Here is a 14,435-nt window from a genome sequence, read left to right as displayed (position 1 = left end):
GCATGGGCGGGGCCAAGAAAACTCTCCCCTGCCCGGCGCCATGGAAAATCGGCTGCGGCCTTTCGTCAGTCGAGGCTGACACCGAATTTGTAGCTGGCAGAGACGCCGAACATCAGCTGGTTTCGGCTGCCCTCTTCCTTCACCAGGCTCGAATCGGCCGCCGGTCCTGCGAGGCGCTTGTATTCGGTGAAGGCGCTCATGGAGAGCTTGTCGGTCGCATCCCAGGTGATCGCGCCGCCGGCACCGTAAGAGGTAATGCCGCCATCGGGATCATACTGGCTGAGGCCGGAGGCTGCCGACTCCGTAGCGTTGACGCCGTAATAGGCCTGGGTGTAGCCGCTCGTGGCATAGGTCACGCGCGGGCCGGCCGAAACGCGCAGCCCCGGAGCAACGTCGGTGAAGGCATCGACGGAGAGGTCGGCCACCAGTCCATCATGGCTGCGGATACCCTGGCGAAGTTCGGCACGGGCGCGCAGGTAGTCGGTGACATAGAGATCGGCGAAACCGCCGAGTTCACCACCCCACTTGACCTCGGAGAGACCTTCGAGCGCATCGTCGGTCCCGGCGTCGCGCCCCGGCAGGAACTTGCCGACCACGCCGGCGCGCAGCACATCGGTGTCGTAGATGGCGAAGCTCGGATTGTCGTTACGCGAGGAAAAGCGCGGGGCGCCGCCCCGACCGACCGAGATGATCGGCTGGAAGAACAGCTTGCGGTTCTTGGAGCCTTCGAAGGTCGGCGCAGAAATGCCGGCGCCGCCGAGCGTCACGTACCAGTTGCCGGAAAAGAAGCCGTCGGCGAGGGCGGGCGTCGCGACCATCGCAGACGACGCAACGAGAAGTGAGGCGAAAGACGCCTTGTGCATGATGACCCCCAGAGTAACGCAGAACCACAGACTGGCAGGGCTCAAGCCTTGCTTTCGTTCAATATTGCGGAAATCTGTTACAACTCCTTTAACCACGATCTTCAGCACAGCCGACCACCCGCCATCAACCGCAATGATGGACCGATCAGGCAAACTGCTGAAATGGCAGTGTAATTCGTCCGACTCAGGGGAAACGTCTCTTCTAGGCCCAGTTTGGTCTTGACCTCTTCGCCCCTCGCGCCTTTGCTGCGGCAACGAGAACAGGAGAGCCGCCATGGCCGTCGATACGTCTGCCCGCACCCCCACCTTCACCTATGTCGATGGCGACTGGTTCGCCGGAAATCCACCGCTGATCGGGCCGGTGTCGCATGCGATGTGGCTGGGCTCGACGGTGTTCGACGGGGCACGCTGGTTCGACGGGATCGCACCCGACCTCGACCTGCATTGCCAGCGGGTGAACCGGTCTGCGGTCAACATGGGCCTGAAACCCGTCGTTGACGCCAAGGAAATCGAATGCCTTGCCTGGGAGGGCATCGCCAAGTTCGACGGCAAGACGGCGATCTATATCAAGCCGATGTACTGGGCCGAGCATGGTCAGACGGGCTCGGTCGTCGCGGCCGATCCGGACTCCACCCGCTTTGCGCTTTGCCTGTTCGAGGCGCCGATGCACACGGCGAAGCCCTCGTCGCTGACGGTATCGCCCTTTCGGCGGCCATCCCCGGAAACGGCGATGACCGAGGCGAAGACTGGCAGCCTCTACCCCAATTCCGGGCGCATGATCATCGATGCCCGGTCACGCGGCTTCGATAACGCGCTGGTCCGCGACATGAATGGCAATGTGGTCGAAACCGCATCCTCCAACGTGTTCATGGTGAAGGACGGCATCGTCTATACGCCGGCGGCAAACCGCACCTTCCTCGCCGGCATCACGCGGGCCCGGATCATCGGGCTGCTGCGCCACGCCGGCTTCGATGTGCGCGAGGCGACGCTGTCGGTCGAGGATTTCATGAATGCCGACGAGATCTTCCAGACCGGGAATTATTCCAAGGTGGTGCCGGTGACGCGGCTCGACGATGCGCAGTTCCAGGAGGGGCCGGTGACGCGCAAGGCACTCGATCTCTACATGGATTGGGCGAGATCCAGCCACGGCACGGATGGCTGATCGAGGGTTCAGAAACTCTTGCCGGAGACCGGCTCCGTCCGGTCCTTCAGCCTGACGAAACGGAAGCCTCGGGCCTTGAGGTCGAGGATGCCCTTGACCACGCCTTCGCCGGCCTCATGGGTCGGCTGGTTGATGTGCGAGATGATCACGTCGCCGTCTTTTGCGCGGTGATATTGCCGGGCCACGCTTGAGGCGCCCAGAAGGGAGCCGCTGTCGCCATTGATCGAATACCCCGCGACGCGGTAGCCGAGGGACTGGATTTCGGCGATGGCGCTGGGCGTGTATTTGGCCGTCGCGCCTCGGAACCAGACCGGGCGCTCGCCGCCGGCGGCGATGATTGCCTCAGCACCGCCCTCCACTTCGGCAACCACGGCTTCCGCTGAGCCAGCTGCCTTGATGCCGAAGACGGTCATCGGCACGTCGATGGCGGGAACATGGTTTTCGCCGTGGTCCTCGATCTCGAACAGATCCGGATTGGCGCGCATCACGGCAAAGGCGGCTGCATTGTGCTTCAGCCAGCGGGCCGTGACGAAGACGGTCGACGGGATTCGGTTTTCGATCAGGGTATCGAGGATGCGGTCGTCGACCTTGCCCATGCAGGCATCGAAGGTGAGCGCCACCGCAGGTCCTTCACCTTCCACCTGGGCGATGGTCAACTTCGGTTCGGTGAGCCGGGTTTTCGTCCTGGTTGCGGTGGGGGTCTCGGCGCCGGCGGCCTGTGGAGGGGCTGCCAGAGCGACGGAGCCGGCGCAGATAAGAGCGAGGCTCAGGAGGCTCAGGAGCCTGAGGGAAATCGTGATCGTCATTCTCGCCTGCCTGTCTCCGCGTCCTTCGCCATGGCAAAACCCGGCTTTGGAACAGCTCGGCTTGAAGTCCTGCCGGGGCGGCTTTATCTCTGAAACCACACAGGCAGGCAATCTGCCTCGACATGATAAAGCGAGAAAACCTTGTCCGTTTTTAGAAACCTGCCCGCCGCACCTTCCGTCGCCAAGAAGCCCGTCACCGACACCCGTCATGGCATCACCCGAACGGACGATTACGCCTGGCTGCGCGCCGACAACTGGCAGCAGATGTTCAAGGACACCTCGATCCTCGATCCCGAAATCCGCTCCTATCTGGAAGCCGAGAACGCCTATATGGATGCCGCCATGGGCGACACAAAGGAGCTGCAGGCACAGCTTTTTGCCGAGATGAAGGGGCGCATCAAAGAAGACGATTCGTCGATCCCGATGAAGGACGGACCGTTTGCCTATGGCTCGGCTTTCGTCACCGGCGGCGAGCAGCCGCGCTATTTCCGCATCCCGCGCGATGGCGACCCGAAGAACGAGGGTCTGCGCGATTTGCTGCTCGACGGCGACAAGGAAGCGAAGGGCAAGGACTATTTCCGTCTGTCGGGTATCGACCACACCACCGATCATGCCTTCGGTATCTGGGGGTATGACGACAAGGGCTCGGAATATTTCACCCTTCGCGTGCGTGATCTCGCCACCAAGCAGGATCTCGATGATGTGCTTGAAAACACCGCCGGTGGTGGCGTCTGGGCGCCTGACGGCAAGAGCTTCTTCTACACGCTGCAGGACGAGAACCACCGTCCGTCCAAGGTGTTTCACCATATTGTCGGCCAGCCGCAGTCCGAAGATCGCCTCGTCTATGAGGAAACGGATCCCGGCTTCTTCATGGGCGTTGGCGGCTCGCTGCTCGACGATGTCATCTATATCGACATCCATGACCACGAGACCTCGGAATACCGCCTGCTCTCGACCAAGGATCTGACGGCGGAACCCCAACTGGTCGCCGAACGCGAGGAAGGGGTCGAATACTCGATGACGGAAGGCGGCGACGTCTTCTACATCCTGACCAATGCCGACGGCGCGAAAGACTTCAAGATCGTCGAGGCGCCGGTATCGGCACCGGGTAAGGCCAACTGGAAAGAGCTCGTGCCGCATGAGCCGGGCCGGTTGATCCTCAACCATATGGCCTTTGCCCGTCATCTCGTCTGGCTGGAGCGCCGCGAGGGTCTGCCCGTCATCATGATCCGCGACCGGACGTCCGGCGAAGAGCACTCGATCGCCTTTGCCGAGGAAGCCTATTCGCTGGGCCTGCAGGGGGCTGCGGAATACGACACGGACGTCATCCGCTTCTCCTATTCGTCGATGACGACGCCCTCGCAGTTGTTCGACTACAACATGGCGACCCGCGAGCGCACGCTTTTGAAGACCCAGGAAGTGCCGTCGGGCCATAACCCTGAGGACTATATCACCCGCCGCGTCTTTGCCGAAGCCCATGACGGCGAGACGGTGCCGGTCACCCTGCTCTATCGCAAGGACACCCCGCTCGACGGCTCGGCCCCCTGCCTGCTCTATGGCTACGGCGCCTACGGCATCACCATCCCCGCCGGCTTCAACACCAATTGCCTGTCGCTCGCCGATCGCGGCTTCGTCTATGCGATTGCCCATATCCGCGGCGGCAAGGACAAGGGGTTCTCCTGGTATGAAGACGGCAAGATGGAAAAGAAGGTGAATACCTTCAAGGACTTCATCTCGGCTGCCGACCACCTGGTGAAGGAGAAGTTCACCTCCTTCGACCGGATCATCGCCGAAGGCGGGTCTGCCGGCGGCATGCTGATGGGGGCAGTCGCCAATATGGCACCGGAAAAATTTGCCGGCATCATCGCCGCCGTGCCCTTTGTCGATGTGCTCAACACCATGCTCGACGACACCCTGCCGCTCACCCCGCCGGAATGGCCGGAATGGGGCAATCCAATCGAGTCTGAAGAGGAATATCGCTGGATCGCGGCCTATAGCCCCTATGACAATGTCGAGAAGAAGCCCTATCCGCCGATCATCGCGCTTTCGGGCCTCACCGACCCGCGCGTCACCTATTGGGAGCCGACCAAGTGGATCGCGAAGCTTCGCGCCATCGCCCCGGAGGCTGGCCCCTTCCTGCTGAAGACCAACATGGCCGCCGGCCATGGCGGCAAGTCGGGACGTTTCCAGCGGTTGGAAGAGATCGCGTTTGAATATGCCTATGCGATCAAGGTGGCGGGGAAGATGTGAGGCGGCGGCGCCCGTCCTCATACGAGAGGCGGGCACCGAACCCGATATCCGCACCGGCGAGACGTCTACTCAGCACGAACCAAAGGGTGTGTTTGAGATGAATAGCTCCGTTTCCGGCAAATATTCTGCATTTGAGCTTTTCCATTCAGCCGTTTTTCATTGAGCAATCATAGGTTGCTGAAGCTAATCGTCACCGTTGTGGCCGACGAGCTCTCCGGGATCAAGAGTTTCAATGGCGCGTGCATCAGGAAGATGGGAGAACTTTTTTGGCGGCCTGACGCTGTTTTTCTTCCTGATGACAGTTGTCGCGATCACGATCCCCTCGGTAACGATTGTGCTGATGTTTACCGGGATTGGGCTTCCGTTGGGCCTTCTGATTTTGTTCGGCCCTCCTGTCTTCACCGTCCTCCTGCCGCTGTTCGTCCTGTACACTATTACGCCAGCATCACCGCTCGGAAAGCTTGTCATAGCATCTGTCCTGACCGGGCTCATCCTGTGTCTACCGCCGCTGTGGTTGAATGCGCCCATCAAGGCAACGGCTGAAGCGTGGACGAGCCACGATCACAATCGCATCCACCTTCCCTTGCGCCCCTCATCAATCGGCATCAAAAAAGCGCGCAACTACGAACGAGAGGCAAGTCAATGTGACGATCTGTGCCTGCGCGTTCTCTTAACGGGAACGGCAAGCAGGTTTCTTATCTCTATTTCCGACCGACCAGACCTGCCGCCGACCGGACGCGAAGCCGCGCTTGAGTTCAGCCTGCAGCGCAGAGATGTCTGTCCCGCCGTCCGATTCAAGCCAGGCTTTGATGTGCTCGATCTCCCTGGAGACCGAAACGGCCGGGAAAAAGCCGATGCCATCGATCTCATTCAGCTAAGAATAGCAACCGGAGAGTGCCTGATCCAGCGAGCGACCTTGTTGAGTGAGGCGGAGATTGTCATAACGCGTGGGCTGACCAAAACAGGCACGAGCGCGCTGGACGCGGGGTTCAATCTGAACGCCGATACGATCAAGGTGTTCAGGACCAGTGTCTACAGCCGATCCGCCGACGCTTCCTACGAGGAAACGTATCGGCAGACTTCGGTACATTATATGGAGTTTGCTCCCCTGCTGACGCCCGTCGTTAACGGAGGAAGCGAATTCAAAATGGCGCCGGGGTTCATGCGCTTTAACCGCGGGATCAATTGGGCGGGCGAAAGTTACGCATTTCCTGCTATCACTCGGCTTCTGACCGATGTGCTGGGATTGAACCTCGTACTGAACGGCGACCACGCCGGCGAACGAATAGAGCGTACGATTGACAACGCCCTGCAGGAAACCCGTTCACCGACAGCTGCGGAATGGAGCGCGTTTTCAACCTATGTCGACCGTGTTGTGGTGGGCTCTCGGGATGGCGTGCCGGAAACCCTGTACCACTTGTATCTGCGGCTCGTGCAGGACCTTCGCTATCCTCCCCCTCCACGTCTTTATGCTGTCGCACGTCAAGCCGTGAAGCGGGGCAATACCGCAGATCTTGAACTTCTCGCCCGCATGATTGTGAGACGCGCACAGGCTGGCGTGACGTGGTCGGTGGGCCCCAGTAACAACATCGCCACCCATTGGACGAGTATCGGAACGGCGCTGCAACAGATGCCTCTTGATGTTCTCCAACCATATAAGTCGGAACTGCTCGATATTGCTCGCAACCCCGATGCGCAGGCCTACGGATGGACTGCACTTTCGCATCTTTCAGTCTTCGGCGAGGATGCGGTTCCCACCTTGCTATATCTTGTCGATACGGGCCTCAGTGGAGGCAAGGGGAGCTTCAAGTCGATCGAATACGAGCATCCTTATCTTGCGGGTATAACCGGGCTTTGCAAGGCTGGCGCCAGCGCAGGTTCCGCTCTGCCACAGATGCGTATCTGGTGGGAACAGGGCCGCCTGCCGAACGCCGGCTCTCATGGAAGGCTCGTCGTCTCAACGCTCGCCGGCCTTGGCATGTCGGCCGAGGAGATATGGCCCAGATACTCTCAAAGCCTGTCGAAGCCGAGCCGTGCGGATCTCGACAAGTTGGTCAAACCGAGTGGAAAAGCCAACTGGCGATGCCAGTACTGAGCAACCGCTTCCCGGAACCAGCCAGCAGACTGGGGCAAGTCTATTCATCCGAATATACCAATATAATCAGAGGGGCTGGCAAGACGTAACGGGCCTCTCAATTTACCGCCATCATCTTCGGTTTGCAGCGGACCCTTCCGCGAGACCTTGCCCGGCCCCTCGGGCCTGTGATTCGCCGCCGTACTTTTTGCACTCGCTTTCCGCAAGGGCCAATTGATGCCGCCCGCGCGGCGGCGCAAGCTTCGCGCAAGGTTGAAAGGTTAACAAAAGGTTAATTCTTCAACCGAGGTGTCCGCCATGAGGATCGAGAGCGGTCTCAGCAGCTACTCCTATCAAAGCCGCCACGTGCCGGGTGCGGCCGTGGTCGACGATGCGTCTACCGAGGCCACATCGACGAGCTCCGGGCGCGCGACTGGTGGCGCCAGCACGTTTTCTAGCACGCTCCTGTCCAATCAGCTCGCTTCGGCGCTGTGGACGGTCGACAGCGGTCGCAAGCCAACGGTCCAGATCAATGGCTCTGGCGGGGGCAATCGCGACGAGCTGGGTGAGAATGCGCGGCTGCAGATGGTTGAGGCAGCGTATCGCGAATATGAAGTCCCGAGCGTCTACGACGAATTCTGAGACTTGAGATGCGGAAAAAGGGCCGGCCGGCATGATGCCGCGCCGGTCTTTTTTTTGTCGCGAGCCTATCAGTGATGGGCGTGGACGTGGTGCTCATGGGCGTGGTGATCGTGGCCGCCATGTGTGTGGGCATGGCCGTGCTGTTCTGCTGAGCCGACATGTGGGTCCGCCTTCACAGGCTCCCCGCTTCGCCATTCCTGATAGCTCTGGGTCAGAATTTGCATTGACGAGGTCAGGAAAAGGCCTGCCATGATGCCCGCCACGATCAGGTCGGGCCAGGCAGTGGCCGTGCCCCAAACGCCGAGTGCGGCGATCATGACGATGACATTGCCGATCGCGTCATTGCGTGAGCAGAGCCAGACCGAGCGAACATTGGCGTCGCCGTCCTTGTAGTTCATCAGCAACAATACGCTCGCCAGATTGGCTGCAAGCGCCAGGAAACCGATGGTGCCCATGACCGGCGCCTCCGGCACAGTCTGATAAAGAACGCGCCAAAGCGTTGCGCCGAACACCCAGAGCCCCATCAGGAAAAGACTGCCGCCCTTTACGGCCGCGGCGAGACTGCGGGTCTTCAGCGAAGCGCCGATGACGGCGAGCGAGATGCCGTAGGTCACGGCATCGGCAAAGAAATCCAGCGCGTCGGCCTGCAACGCCTGGGAACGGGCCATCTGACCGGCCGTCATTTCGACCGCAAACATGGATGCGTTGATGGCGATTACCAACCACAGGCGCCGCTTGTAGGTGTCGGACATGCCGTCAAAGGGGGCATGGTCATGGCCGCAGGAAGCACTCATTCGTCTTGATCCTTCAGGTCTTGTTCTGGTCACACGGCAAAGATAGGATCTCTAGCGACTAGAGGTTCAAGAGGTTTTTTTTGCGATGTATGCGATCGGAGATCTGTCGCGGCGCACCGGAGTGAAGGTGCCGACCATCCGCTATTACGAACAGATGGGCCTCATCTCCGCGCCCGACCGGACCGAAGGCAACCAGCGGCGCTACGAAAGGGCTGATCTCGACCGGCTGACCTTCATCCGCCATGCCCGCGATCTCGGCTTTCCGATCGAGGCGATCCGCGAATTGCTGACGCTCAGCCGGCACCCGGAGGAACCCTGCGACAGAGCGGATCAGATCGCACGCGAGCAGCTGGACGAGGTGAGGGAAAAGATCGCGAAGCTGAAGAAGCTGGAGGAGGAACTTTCCCGCATTGCCTCGCACGACGGGTGCCACACCGTCGGCGATTGTTATGTGATCCGAGCGCTGTCCGATCACGGGCTGTGCGAACACGAGCATTGAGGAGGAGACGGGATGCCCATCATCCGACAGAACGACGCCCCTCTGGAAAGCTGGAGCGGCAACGGCGTGAATGCCGAGCTGGGGCCTTACGAGGCACGACTGCTGTCGGACGCCGGTGGGCTCACTCAGTTCGGCGCCTTCGTGGAGACCCTGATGCCTGGCGCCATGTCGTCGCACAAACACTGGCACGAACAGGAAGACGAGTTCGTCTATATGCTTTCCGGCCGTGTGATGCTGAACGAGGGCGAGACGCTAACCGAAATGCTTCCGGGGGACGCAGCCACCTTCAAGGCGGGTGTCGCCGTGGGTCATCGGCTGGAGAATCGGTCGGATCAGCCAGCGACCTATCTCGTGGTCGGCACACGATCGCCCGACGATGTGGTGCATTATACGGATAAGGATCTGCTGCTGACCAAGATTGGGTTCGAGAAGCGGCTGACGATGAAGGCGGGAGAGAGCGTGGAGCGGTAAACCTCGCTCACGCGGCCGACTCGATCTCGTACTCGAAATGGATCCGATCATAGGGAAAAACAACGCCGCCATCGGCCCTGTCGATGACACCGCTCTTCACAAGGGTGTCGAGATCGGCGTGGACGGCCTTGAAGTCGCGGCCCACACGCCGCGCGACCTCCCGCATCGTCAAAACCCCCTGCCCCGTCATAACCTTGACGATCTCCAGCCGCTTGGGCGTCAGGACCCGATGCAGCGTTTCCCAGGACGGAAAACTGAGGCTGGACTCGCCTTGAAATCCCGTTTGACTGCCGGCTGCCTTCATGGCTTCAGCCGCGGCCGCCATCGTCCGCTCCAGACTTTCGATCTTCACCTTCAGCGTTGCCATTCAACCATTCCTCCACATCCATGAGAAAGTCTGCAGTCAAAGCAGTTATGCTGGTGAAAGCGTAGGGCGCTTCAATCGCTCCGACATGCCTGTGGTCGCCTTTGCCTGCCTCATTGTCGTACCTCAGAACGCACACGCCATCTGCCACAAGGGCAAGGCTGTATTTGACTTCATGGAGGCTACCGCGCACGGCAACTGGGACATGCCAAATCACGATTTCCACGAAAACGCTGTCGCGCACAAAATTGCGCATCCGACGGATCAACGTTGCTCTGGCCATCTTTGCCCCGCGCCTTCTGATGGAGTATACTCCATCAGCGCGTCACAGCAAAGATCCCGTTGACATCCGATCAAAACAGGCGCATCACACGCGCCATGATCGACATTCGCGCAAGCATCACCTGCACGTATTTTTGGGCCTACCGGTAACCGGCGGCCCGACAAGATCATGTTGTCAACAGGCCGCCGTCAGGCGGCCTTGTTGTTTTCCGGACGACTTTCCCCCTGACGGCGTAGAAGAAGCAAAGGGAAAGCGAAATGACCGAAGACACTGATATCACCCTGCCCCGCCCGCCCGTGATCGCCATCCGACACGCAAAGCCCCGCGACCTACCGGAGCTGAACGCCATGATCGCGGCGCTGGCCCAGCATCACGGCGATGCCTCCGCGATGACGCCGGAAAAGCTGGAACGCGACCTGTTCGGCCCCATGCCTTGGATCCAGGCGCTGGTCGCCGACGACGGCGAGGGCCTCATTGGATACGCCATCCTCGTGCCGCTCTACAGGGCGCAGGAAGGCAAGCGAGGCATGGATCTGCACCATCTCTTCGTGCGCGACGGCCAGCGCGGAAACGGCATCGGCCAGCACCTGGTCGATCGGGCCCGCGAGATCGCCCGCCATGCCGGATGCGACTTCCTGTCGGTCTCGGCCGCCACCGGCAATGTCGCGGCACACCGCTTCTACGAAAACATGGACTTCGTGCCGCGCCCGGTGACTGGGATGCGCTACCTGCATGCGTTGAACTGATCCCTTGCTCTCAGTCTGAACGGAGAACAGTGATGACCCGTATTGCCATTGCCCTGCAGAACGACTTCGCCGACTGGGAGCCAGCGCTCCTCATGGCGGCTGCCCGCTATTACCTCGACTGCGATGTCGTCACCGCCTCGCCGGACGGCGCACCCGTCATCTCGATGGGTGGGCTGAAGGTGACGCCGGATATCGGCTACCGCGAAATCGACGCCGACACGTTCGACGCGCTGGTCATCCCCGGCGGCTATGCCTGGGAAAAAGGCGTCGCATACGATTTCACGAAGCTTGCGACCGCATTTCGTGACAAGGGGAAAGTCCTGGGCGGGATCTGTGCTGCTGCCAGCGCGCTTGCCGCGACCGGCGTGCTGAACGATGTCGCGCATACCGGCAACGCGCTCGCCTCGCATCAGCGATATCCGGGCTATCAAGGTGCAGCGCATTACCGGGACCAGGCACCGGCCGTGCGAGACGGCGGCATCGTCACGGCTGCCGGGTCGGCTCCGGATACGTTCGCGATCGAGGTTCTGAAAGCGCTTGATCTGTACGGGCCAGAGGCCGAGGCCGAGCTCTCGACCTTTGCCGCCGAGCATCGCGGGTGACGATACTGGCTCGGTTGCCCAAAATCAGTGACGGACCGGCGGGTTCTCCGACCACTTCTGCAGCGTCGTCTTGATCAGGATGAGGGCGGCCTGCTGGGCGTGATCACGCTCGCGCGGATCGACGATTGCCGAAAGCCGTTTTTCGAACGCGCGGACCGTCTGGTCCACCCATTGATGCAAGGCGGGATCAGGGTAGTTGTCGAGCAGCGAGCGTAGCGCACTCTCCATCCGCCGGCGTTCAATGCTCATGGCCCCTCCGAAGGCATTTCGAGGTAGCCAGGATGGCGAATGAGCCTTGCGCGATGCTGGCCATGCCGAGGCCCCGGTTTACGGGACTGCGGGGATGGCCTTCAGATAGGCGGCGATCGCTTCGCGATCGGAGGCGGGTAGCTGCGCCATGTTCTTCTGCACCTCGACCATGGTGCCCCCGACACTATCGAAATCGGGGGTGAAGCCCGTCTCGAGATAGGCCGCGATGTCGCCGGCACTCCAGGAACCGATGCTCTTCGAACCGGGCGTGATGTTCGGGATCGTGCCCTCGCCTTCCGGGTTCGGTCCGCCGGCCAGCCACTCACCCGGCTTGAAGCCACCCAGCGCATCGCGCGGCGTATGGCACTCGCCGCAATGGCCCGGTCCCTCGACGAGGTATTGCCCCCGCTTCACCATGTCGGAAGCATCTGCCAGTTTCACCCGCGGTGCCGCGTTGAAATAGAGAAACTTCCAGCCGCCAATGGCGAGGCGCTGGTCGAAGGGGAAACCGAGTTCGTGAGCCGGCGCAACCTTGTCGCTCGCCGGGACCGTCTTGAGGAAACCGAAGAGGTCGTTGATGTCCTTCGGCGTCATGCGGGAATAGGAGCCGTAGGGAAAGGATGGGTAGAGATGTTCGCCATTGCGGCCCACACCTCGGGTCATGGCGTCGCCGAACTGTGCAAGCGTCCAGCCACCGATACCGGCATTTGGATCGCTCGAAATATTGGGGGCATGGAACGTGCCGAAATTGCTCTTGATCGGCGCGCCGCCCGAGAGGATGAGACGCGCGTCTCCTTCAGATCCCGCTGGCGCATGGCAACTGGCGCAGCCCCCGGCGAAAAACACCTCCCGGCCATGCGCGAGGTCCGGATCTCCGAGATTGGCCCACACGGACGGGTCCTGCCTCTGGGGTGCCGTGATCCAGAGAAACACACCGAAACCGGTCGCCCCCACGATGGCGACGCCGGCGAAACCTTTCAGCCATTTGGATGCCATGCGGCCCCCTTCATCAATGGTGGACCCTATACGTCCGAAAGGTCGGGCGCCGGCGAGAGCACCCGACCGAGAGGGATCAGTTCTTCTTCAGACGGTAGCTCTGGTGACAGTCGCCGCAGGTGGCGCCAATTGCCTGCAGAGCAGCGCCAACGGCCGCTTGATCGGCCGGCACCGCAGCCAGTTGGGCTTCGGCGACAGAAGCGAGCTTGGCCGACTTCGCCTTGAAGTCATCCATGTTTTCCCAGATCTTCGGGCTGGCTTCCGTGTCGAGACCGGTTTCGCTGCCGGCAGGGAAATGGTCCGGGAACGTCTTGCCAACCTCGGCCAGAGTCGTCAGCGCCGCCTTCACGGCTTCGGCATCATAAGGCTTCTCGCCCTTGGCGATTGCGCCGAGCGCGCCGGCCGATCCTCCGGCCTTCTTCATCAATTCCTGACGGACCGTCTGGGGTTCGCCCGCCGCAATGGCGGCGGTGGTGCCAAGACAGATCGCGATAACGGCGGACAGGACGATTTTGGATTTCATGAAGCTGCTCTCCCTGAATGTCGGCCCGCACACCGGGCAAATGACGTGACCGCCGATGTTTGCCGCGTGCAGGGCGAAGACAGAAATCACAATGGAGTGAGACGGCCCCTCCAGCGCAACATTCTGGAAAAACTGACAAATCGCTGACAGGAGTATGTCAGGAGAATGGCAGGCGGCCTGGCCCTGCACGGCATCAGAGTGCCGACGGACAGACCCACGGCAAACTGCGGATCGGTTCGCGGCCAAAACCTTCGATCTCGATCCTGTCTTCGAAAAGCGAAAGAACGGCAAAGGCATTGCTGTCAGGCGTGTCGACCATGCCGCAGAAGTTGACGAAGTGGGTCTTGCCCAAAATCGCATAGTTTCCCGCATGCTGGTGGCCGCAGAGATAGGCAACGGAGGACCGGCTGGAAGCGATCAGATCGGCCAGCCGCTCGCCATCCCAGAGATTGTGATCGGAGGGCGGATGGACGGGATAATGGCCGAACAGCAGGACGGGTGCACCTTCGGCCTCTGCATCGGCCAACCGCTCGCGGATCCAGCTTTCCTGGGTGGCGCTGATGCCAGCGTTCCAGTCCTGGGCATTGGGAGCTCCCTTTGCCTTCATCTCCGCAAGCCGTGCCTGCGCCTCCACGTGGTGTGGATGGCCAGACGGGGTGGAAAACAGGGAGATCTCGTTTCCATCGGTAATGATCAGCCGCACGCCGTTGATCCGGTGTTCGTAATACGGCGCCGGCATGCCAAGGGTGGCATGGATGCTTGAGAGATGCTCTGCGGATACGAGGAAATCGTGATTGCCCGGCAGAAGAAGCAGCGGATGACGGCTGCGTTTCAGATGGCCGAGCACGGTCGTAAAATTTTCGAACCCACGATCGATGAGGTCGCCCAGCACAACGATGGCGTCAAGCGGCAAGAGCTCGAAATGGGCGATCGCCTGTTCCAGGCGCGCCGGCACTTCAGAAAAATAGCGGTTGAGATCCAGATCCGGTCCACGATCTGCATATTGCGGATCGGCGATGATGCCGAGGCGCAGACGTGGTTGTTCCTGCCGCATGACGAGCCCTTTCTTCGCGCCGGAAACGTTCCGGAACGCTGGCCCGTCTAACCGGAG

General features: G+C 61.0%; 17 protein-coding genes. 8 read left to right on the top strand and 9 right to left on the bottom strand.

Annotation, left to right across the window (positions count from 1 at the left end; genetic code table 11):
* Nucleotides 1–65 precede the first annotated feature (65 nt).
* Nucleotides 66–866, bottom strand: a complete 801-nt coding sequence (locus ACT53S_RS04495; RefSeq protein WP_476066636.1) for a MipA/OmpV family protein — start codon at nucleotides 864–866, stop codon at nucleotides 66–68.
* Between the two features lie 271 nt (nucleotides 867–1,137).
* Here ACT53S_RS04495 and ACT53S_RS04490 point away from each other — a divergent pair, with 271 nt between their 5' ends.
* Entirely contained in the window at nucleotides 1,138–2,025 is an 888-nt protein-coding gene (locus ACT53S_RS04490; protein ID WP_476066063.1) for a branched-chain amino acid aminotransferase, read from the top strand.
* 8 nt (nucleotides 2,026–2,033) lie between these two features.
* Here ACT53S_RS04490 and ACT53S_RS04485 read toward each other — a convergent pair whose 3' ends face one another.
* A complete protein-coding gene (locus tag ACT53S_RS04485; RefSeq protein ID WP_476066062.1) occupies nucleotides 2,034–2,831 on the bottom strand; it encodes a polysaccharide deacetylase family protein in 798 nt (265 codons plus the stop codon).
* Nucleotides 2,832–2,972: 141 nt separating this feature from the next.
* Between ACT53S_RS04485 and ACT53S_RS04480 the strand changes: the two genes are divergently transcribed.
* The 3 genes from ACT53S_RS04480 (at nucleotide 2,973) to ACT53S_RS04470 (ending at nucleotide 7,797) form a co-directional block, all read left to right on the top strand.
* Nucleotides 2,973–5,081, top strand: a complete 2,109-nt coding sequence (locus tag ACT53S_RS04480) for a S9 family peptidase (protein ID WP_476066061.1) — start codon at nucleotides 2,973–2,975, stop codon at nucleotides 5,079–5,081.
* Nucleotides 5,082–5,313: 232 nt separating this feature from the next.
* Nucleotides 5,314–7,176 carry a hypothetical protein gene (locus tag ACT53S_RS04475; RefSeq protein WP_113379434.1) on the top strand — a complete coding sequence of 621 codons (1,863 nt, stop codon included), beginning with the start codon at nucleotides 5,314–5,316 and terminating at the stop codon, nucleotides 7,174–7,176.
* A gap of 297 nt (nucleotides 7,177–7,473) precedes the next feature.
* The gene (locus ACT53S_RS04470; RefSeq protein ID WP_476066060.1) at nucleotides 7,474–7,797 is read left to right on the top strand and encodes a hypothetical protein; all 324 of its coding nucleotides are present in this window, start codon (nucleotides 7,474–7,476) and stop codon (nucleotides 7,795–7,797) included.
* A gap of 68 nt (nucleotides 7,798–7,865) precedes the next feature.
* Here the strand turns inward: ACT53S_RS04470 and ACT53S_RS04465 are convergent, their stop codons facing one another.
* On the bottom strand, nucleotides 7,866–8,591 hold the full coding sequence (locus ACT53S_RS04465) for a cation efflux transmembrane domain-containing protein (RefSeq protein ID WP_476066059.1): 726 nt from the start codon (nucleotides 8,589–8,591) through the stop codon (nucleotides 7,866–7,868).
* Nucleotides 8,592–8,676: 85 nt separating this feature from the next.
* Between ACT53S_RS04465 and ACT53S_RS04460 the strand changes: the two genes are divergently transcribed.
* Together ACT53S_RS04460 and ACT53S_RS04455 are read left to right on the top strand one after the other, a co-directional pair.
* Nucleotides 8,677–9,090, top strand: coding sequence for a MerR family transcriptional regulator (locus ACT53S_RS04460; RefSeq protein WP_476066058.1), 414 nt, complete (start codon nucleotides 8,677–8,679; stop codon nucleotides 9,088–9,090).
* 12 nt (nucleotides 9,091–9,102) lie between these two features.
* Nucleotides 9,103–9,561 carry a cupin domain-containing protein gene (locus ACT53S_RS04455; RefSeq protein WP_476066057.1) on the top strand — a complete coding sequence of 153 codons (459 nt, stop codon included), beginning with the start codon at nucleotides 9,103–9,105 and terminating at the stop codon, nucleotides 9,559–9,561.
* 7 nt (nucleotides 9,562–9,568) lie between these two features.
* Here ACT53S_RS04455 and ACT53S_RS04450 read toward each other — a convergent pair whose 3' ends face one another.
* Together ACT53S_RS04450 and ACT53S_RS04445 are read right to left on the bottom strand one after the other, a co-directional pair.
* The gene (locus ACT53S_RS04450; protein ID WP_476066056.1) at nucleotides 9,569–9,928 is read right to left on the bottom strand and encodes an HVO_A0114 family putative DNA-binding protein; all 360 of its coding nucleotides are present in this window, start codon (nucleotides 9,926–9,928) and stop codon (nucleotides 9,569–9,571) included.
* Nucleotides 9,870–10,208: a toxin-antitoxin system TumE family protein gene (locus ACT53S_RS04445; RefSeq protein ID WP_476066055.1), complete on the bottom strand. Its 339-nt coding sequence runs from the start codon at nucleotides 10,206–10,208 to the stop codon at nucleotides 9,870–9,872. Before ACT53S_RS04445 ends, ACT53S_RS04450 begins: the two co-directional genes overlap by 59 nt.
* A 257-nt stretch (nucleotides 10,209–10,465) precedes the next feature.
* Here ACT53S_RS04445 and ACT53S_RS04440 point away from each other — a divergent pair, with 257 nt between their 5' ends.
* Both ACT53S_RS04440 and ACT53S_RS04435 read left to right on the top strand, forming a co-directional pair.
* On the top strand, nucleotides 10,466–10,954 hold the full coding sequence (locus tag ACT53S_RS04440) for a GNAT family N-acetyltransferase (protein WP_142070422.1): 489 nt from the start codon (nucleotides 10,466–10,468) through the stop codon (nucleotides 10,952–10,954).
* Nucleotides 10,955–10,986: 32 nt separating this feature from the next.
* The gene (locus tag ACT53S_RS04435) at nucleotides 10,987–11,556 is read left to right on the top strand and encodes a DJ-1/PfpI family protein (RefSeq protein ID WP_476066054.1); all 570 of its coding nucleotides are present in this window, start codon (nucleotides 10,987–10,989) and stop codon (nucleotides 11,554–11,556) included.
* 24 nt (nucleotides 11,557–11,580) lie between these two features.
* Here the strand turns inward: ACT53S_RS04435 and ACT53S_RS04430 are convergent, their stop codons facing one another.
* The 4 genes from ACT53S_RS04430 to ACT53S_RS04415 form a co-directional block, all read right to left on the bottom strand.
* Nucleotides 11,581–11,805 (bottom strand): hypothetical protein, encoded by a 225-nt coding sequence (locus ACT53S_RS04430; RefSeq protein WP_062275898.1) that lies wholly within the window; start codon nucleotides 11,803–11,805, stop codon nucleotides 11,581–11,583.
* A 78-nt stretch (nucleotides 11,806–11,883) separates the two neighbouring features.
* On the bottom strand, nucleotides 11,884–12,801 hold the full coding sequence (locus ACT53S_RS04425) for a c-type cytochrome (RefSeq protein ID WP_476066053.1): 918 nt from the start codon (nucleotides 12,799–12,801) through the stop codon (nucleotides 11,884–11,886).
* Nucleotides 12,802–12,877: 76 nt separating this feature from the next.
* Nucleotides 12,878–13,324, bottom strand: a complete 447-nt coding sequence (locus ACT53S_RS04420) for a c-type cytochrome (RefSeq protein ID WP_476066052.1) — start codon at nucleotides 13,322–13,324, stop codon at nucleotides 12,878–12,880.
* 193 nt (nucleotides 13,325–13,517) lie between these two features.
* Entirely contained in the window at nucleotides 13,518–14,378 is an 861-nt protein-coding gene (locus tag ACT53S_RS04415; protein ID WP_476066051.1) for a metallophosphoesterase, read from the bottom strand.
* Between the last annotated feature and the right edge of the window lie 57 nt (nucleotides 14,379–14,435).

The sequence above is a fragment of the Allorhizobium sp. DMC15 genome, assembly GCF_056314065.1.
The sequence above is the reverse complement of the archived record's forward strand: the minus strand, read 5'-3'. Positions and strand labels throughout refer to the sequence as shown.

Excerpts from the sequence above, each read along its gene's own strand:
- ACT53S_RS04490 (WP_476066063.1), top strand. The coding sequence starts at position 1,138 with ATGGCCGTCGATACGTCTGCCCGCACCCCCACCTTCACCTATGTCGAT.
- ACT53S_RS04460 (WP_476066058.1), top strand. The coding sequence starts at position 8,677 with ATGTATGCGATCGGAGATCTGTCGCGGCGCACCGGAGTGAAGGTGCCG.
- ACT53S_RS04485 (WP_476066062.1), bottom strand. The coding sequence starts at position 2,831 with ATGACGATCACGATTTCCCTCAGGCTCCTGAGCCTCCTGAGCCTCGCT.
- ACT53S_RS04415 (WP_476066051.1), bottom strand. The coding sequence starts at position 14,378 with ATGCGGCAGGAACAACCACGTCTGCGCCTCGGCATCATCGCCGATCCG.
- ACT53S_RS04465 (WP_476066059.1), bottom strand. The coding sequence starts at position 8,591 with ATGAGTGCTTCCTGCGGCCATGACCATGCCCCCTTTGACGGCATGTCC.
- ACT53S_RS04435 (WP_476066054.1), top strand. The coding sequence starts at position 10,987 with ATGACCCGTATTGCCATTGCCCTGCAGAACGACTTCGCCGACTGGGAG.
- ACT53S_RS04470 (WP_476066060.1), top strand. The coding sequence starts at position 7,474 with ATGAGGATCGAGAGCGGTCTCAGCAGCTACTCCTATCAAAGCCGCCAC.
- ACT53S_RS04475 (WP_113379434.1), top strand. The coding sequence starts at position 5,314 with ATGGCGCGTGCATCAGGAAGATGGGAGAACTTTTTTGGCGGCCTGACG.
- ACT53S_RS04445 (WP_476066055.1), bottom strand. The coding sequence starts at position 10,208 with ATGGCCAGAGCAACGTTGATCCGTCGGATGCGCAATTTTGTGCGCGAC.
- ACT53S_RS04425 (WP_476066053.1), bottom strand. The coding sequence starts at position 12,801 with ATGGCATCCAAATGGCTGAAAGGTTTCGCCGGCGTCGCCATCGTGGGG.
- ACT53S_RS04440 (WP_142070422.1), top strand. The coding sequence starts at position 10,466 with ATGACCGAAGACACTGATATCACCCTGCCCCGCCCGCCCGTGATCGCC.
- ACT53S_RS04450 (WP_476066056.1), bottom strand. The coding sequence starts at position 9,928 with ATGGCAACGCTGAAGGTGAAGATCGAAAGTCTGGAGCGGACGATGGCG.
- ACT53S_RS04420 (WP_476066052.1), bottom strand. The coding sequence starts at position 13,324 with ATGAAATCCAAAATCGTCCTGTCCGCCGTTATCGCGATCTGTCTTGGC.
- ACT53S_RS04455 (WP_476066057.1), top strand. The coding sequence starts at position 9,103 with ATGCCCATCATCCGACAGAACGACGCCCCTCTGGAAAGCTGGAGCGGC.
- ACT53S_RS04430 (WP_062275898.1), bottom strand. The coding sequence starts at position 11,805 with ATGAGCATTGAACGCCGGCGGATGGAGAGTGCGCTACGCTCGCTGCTC.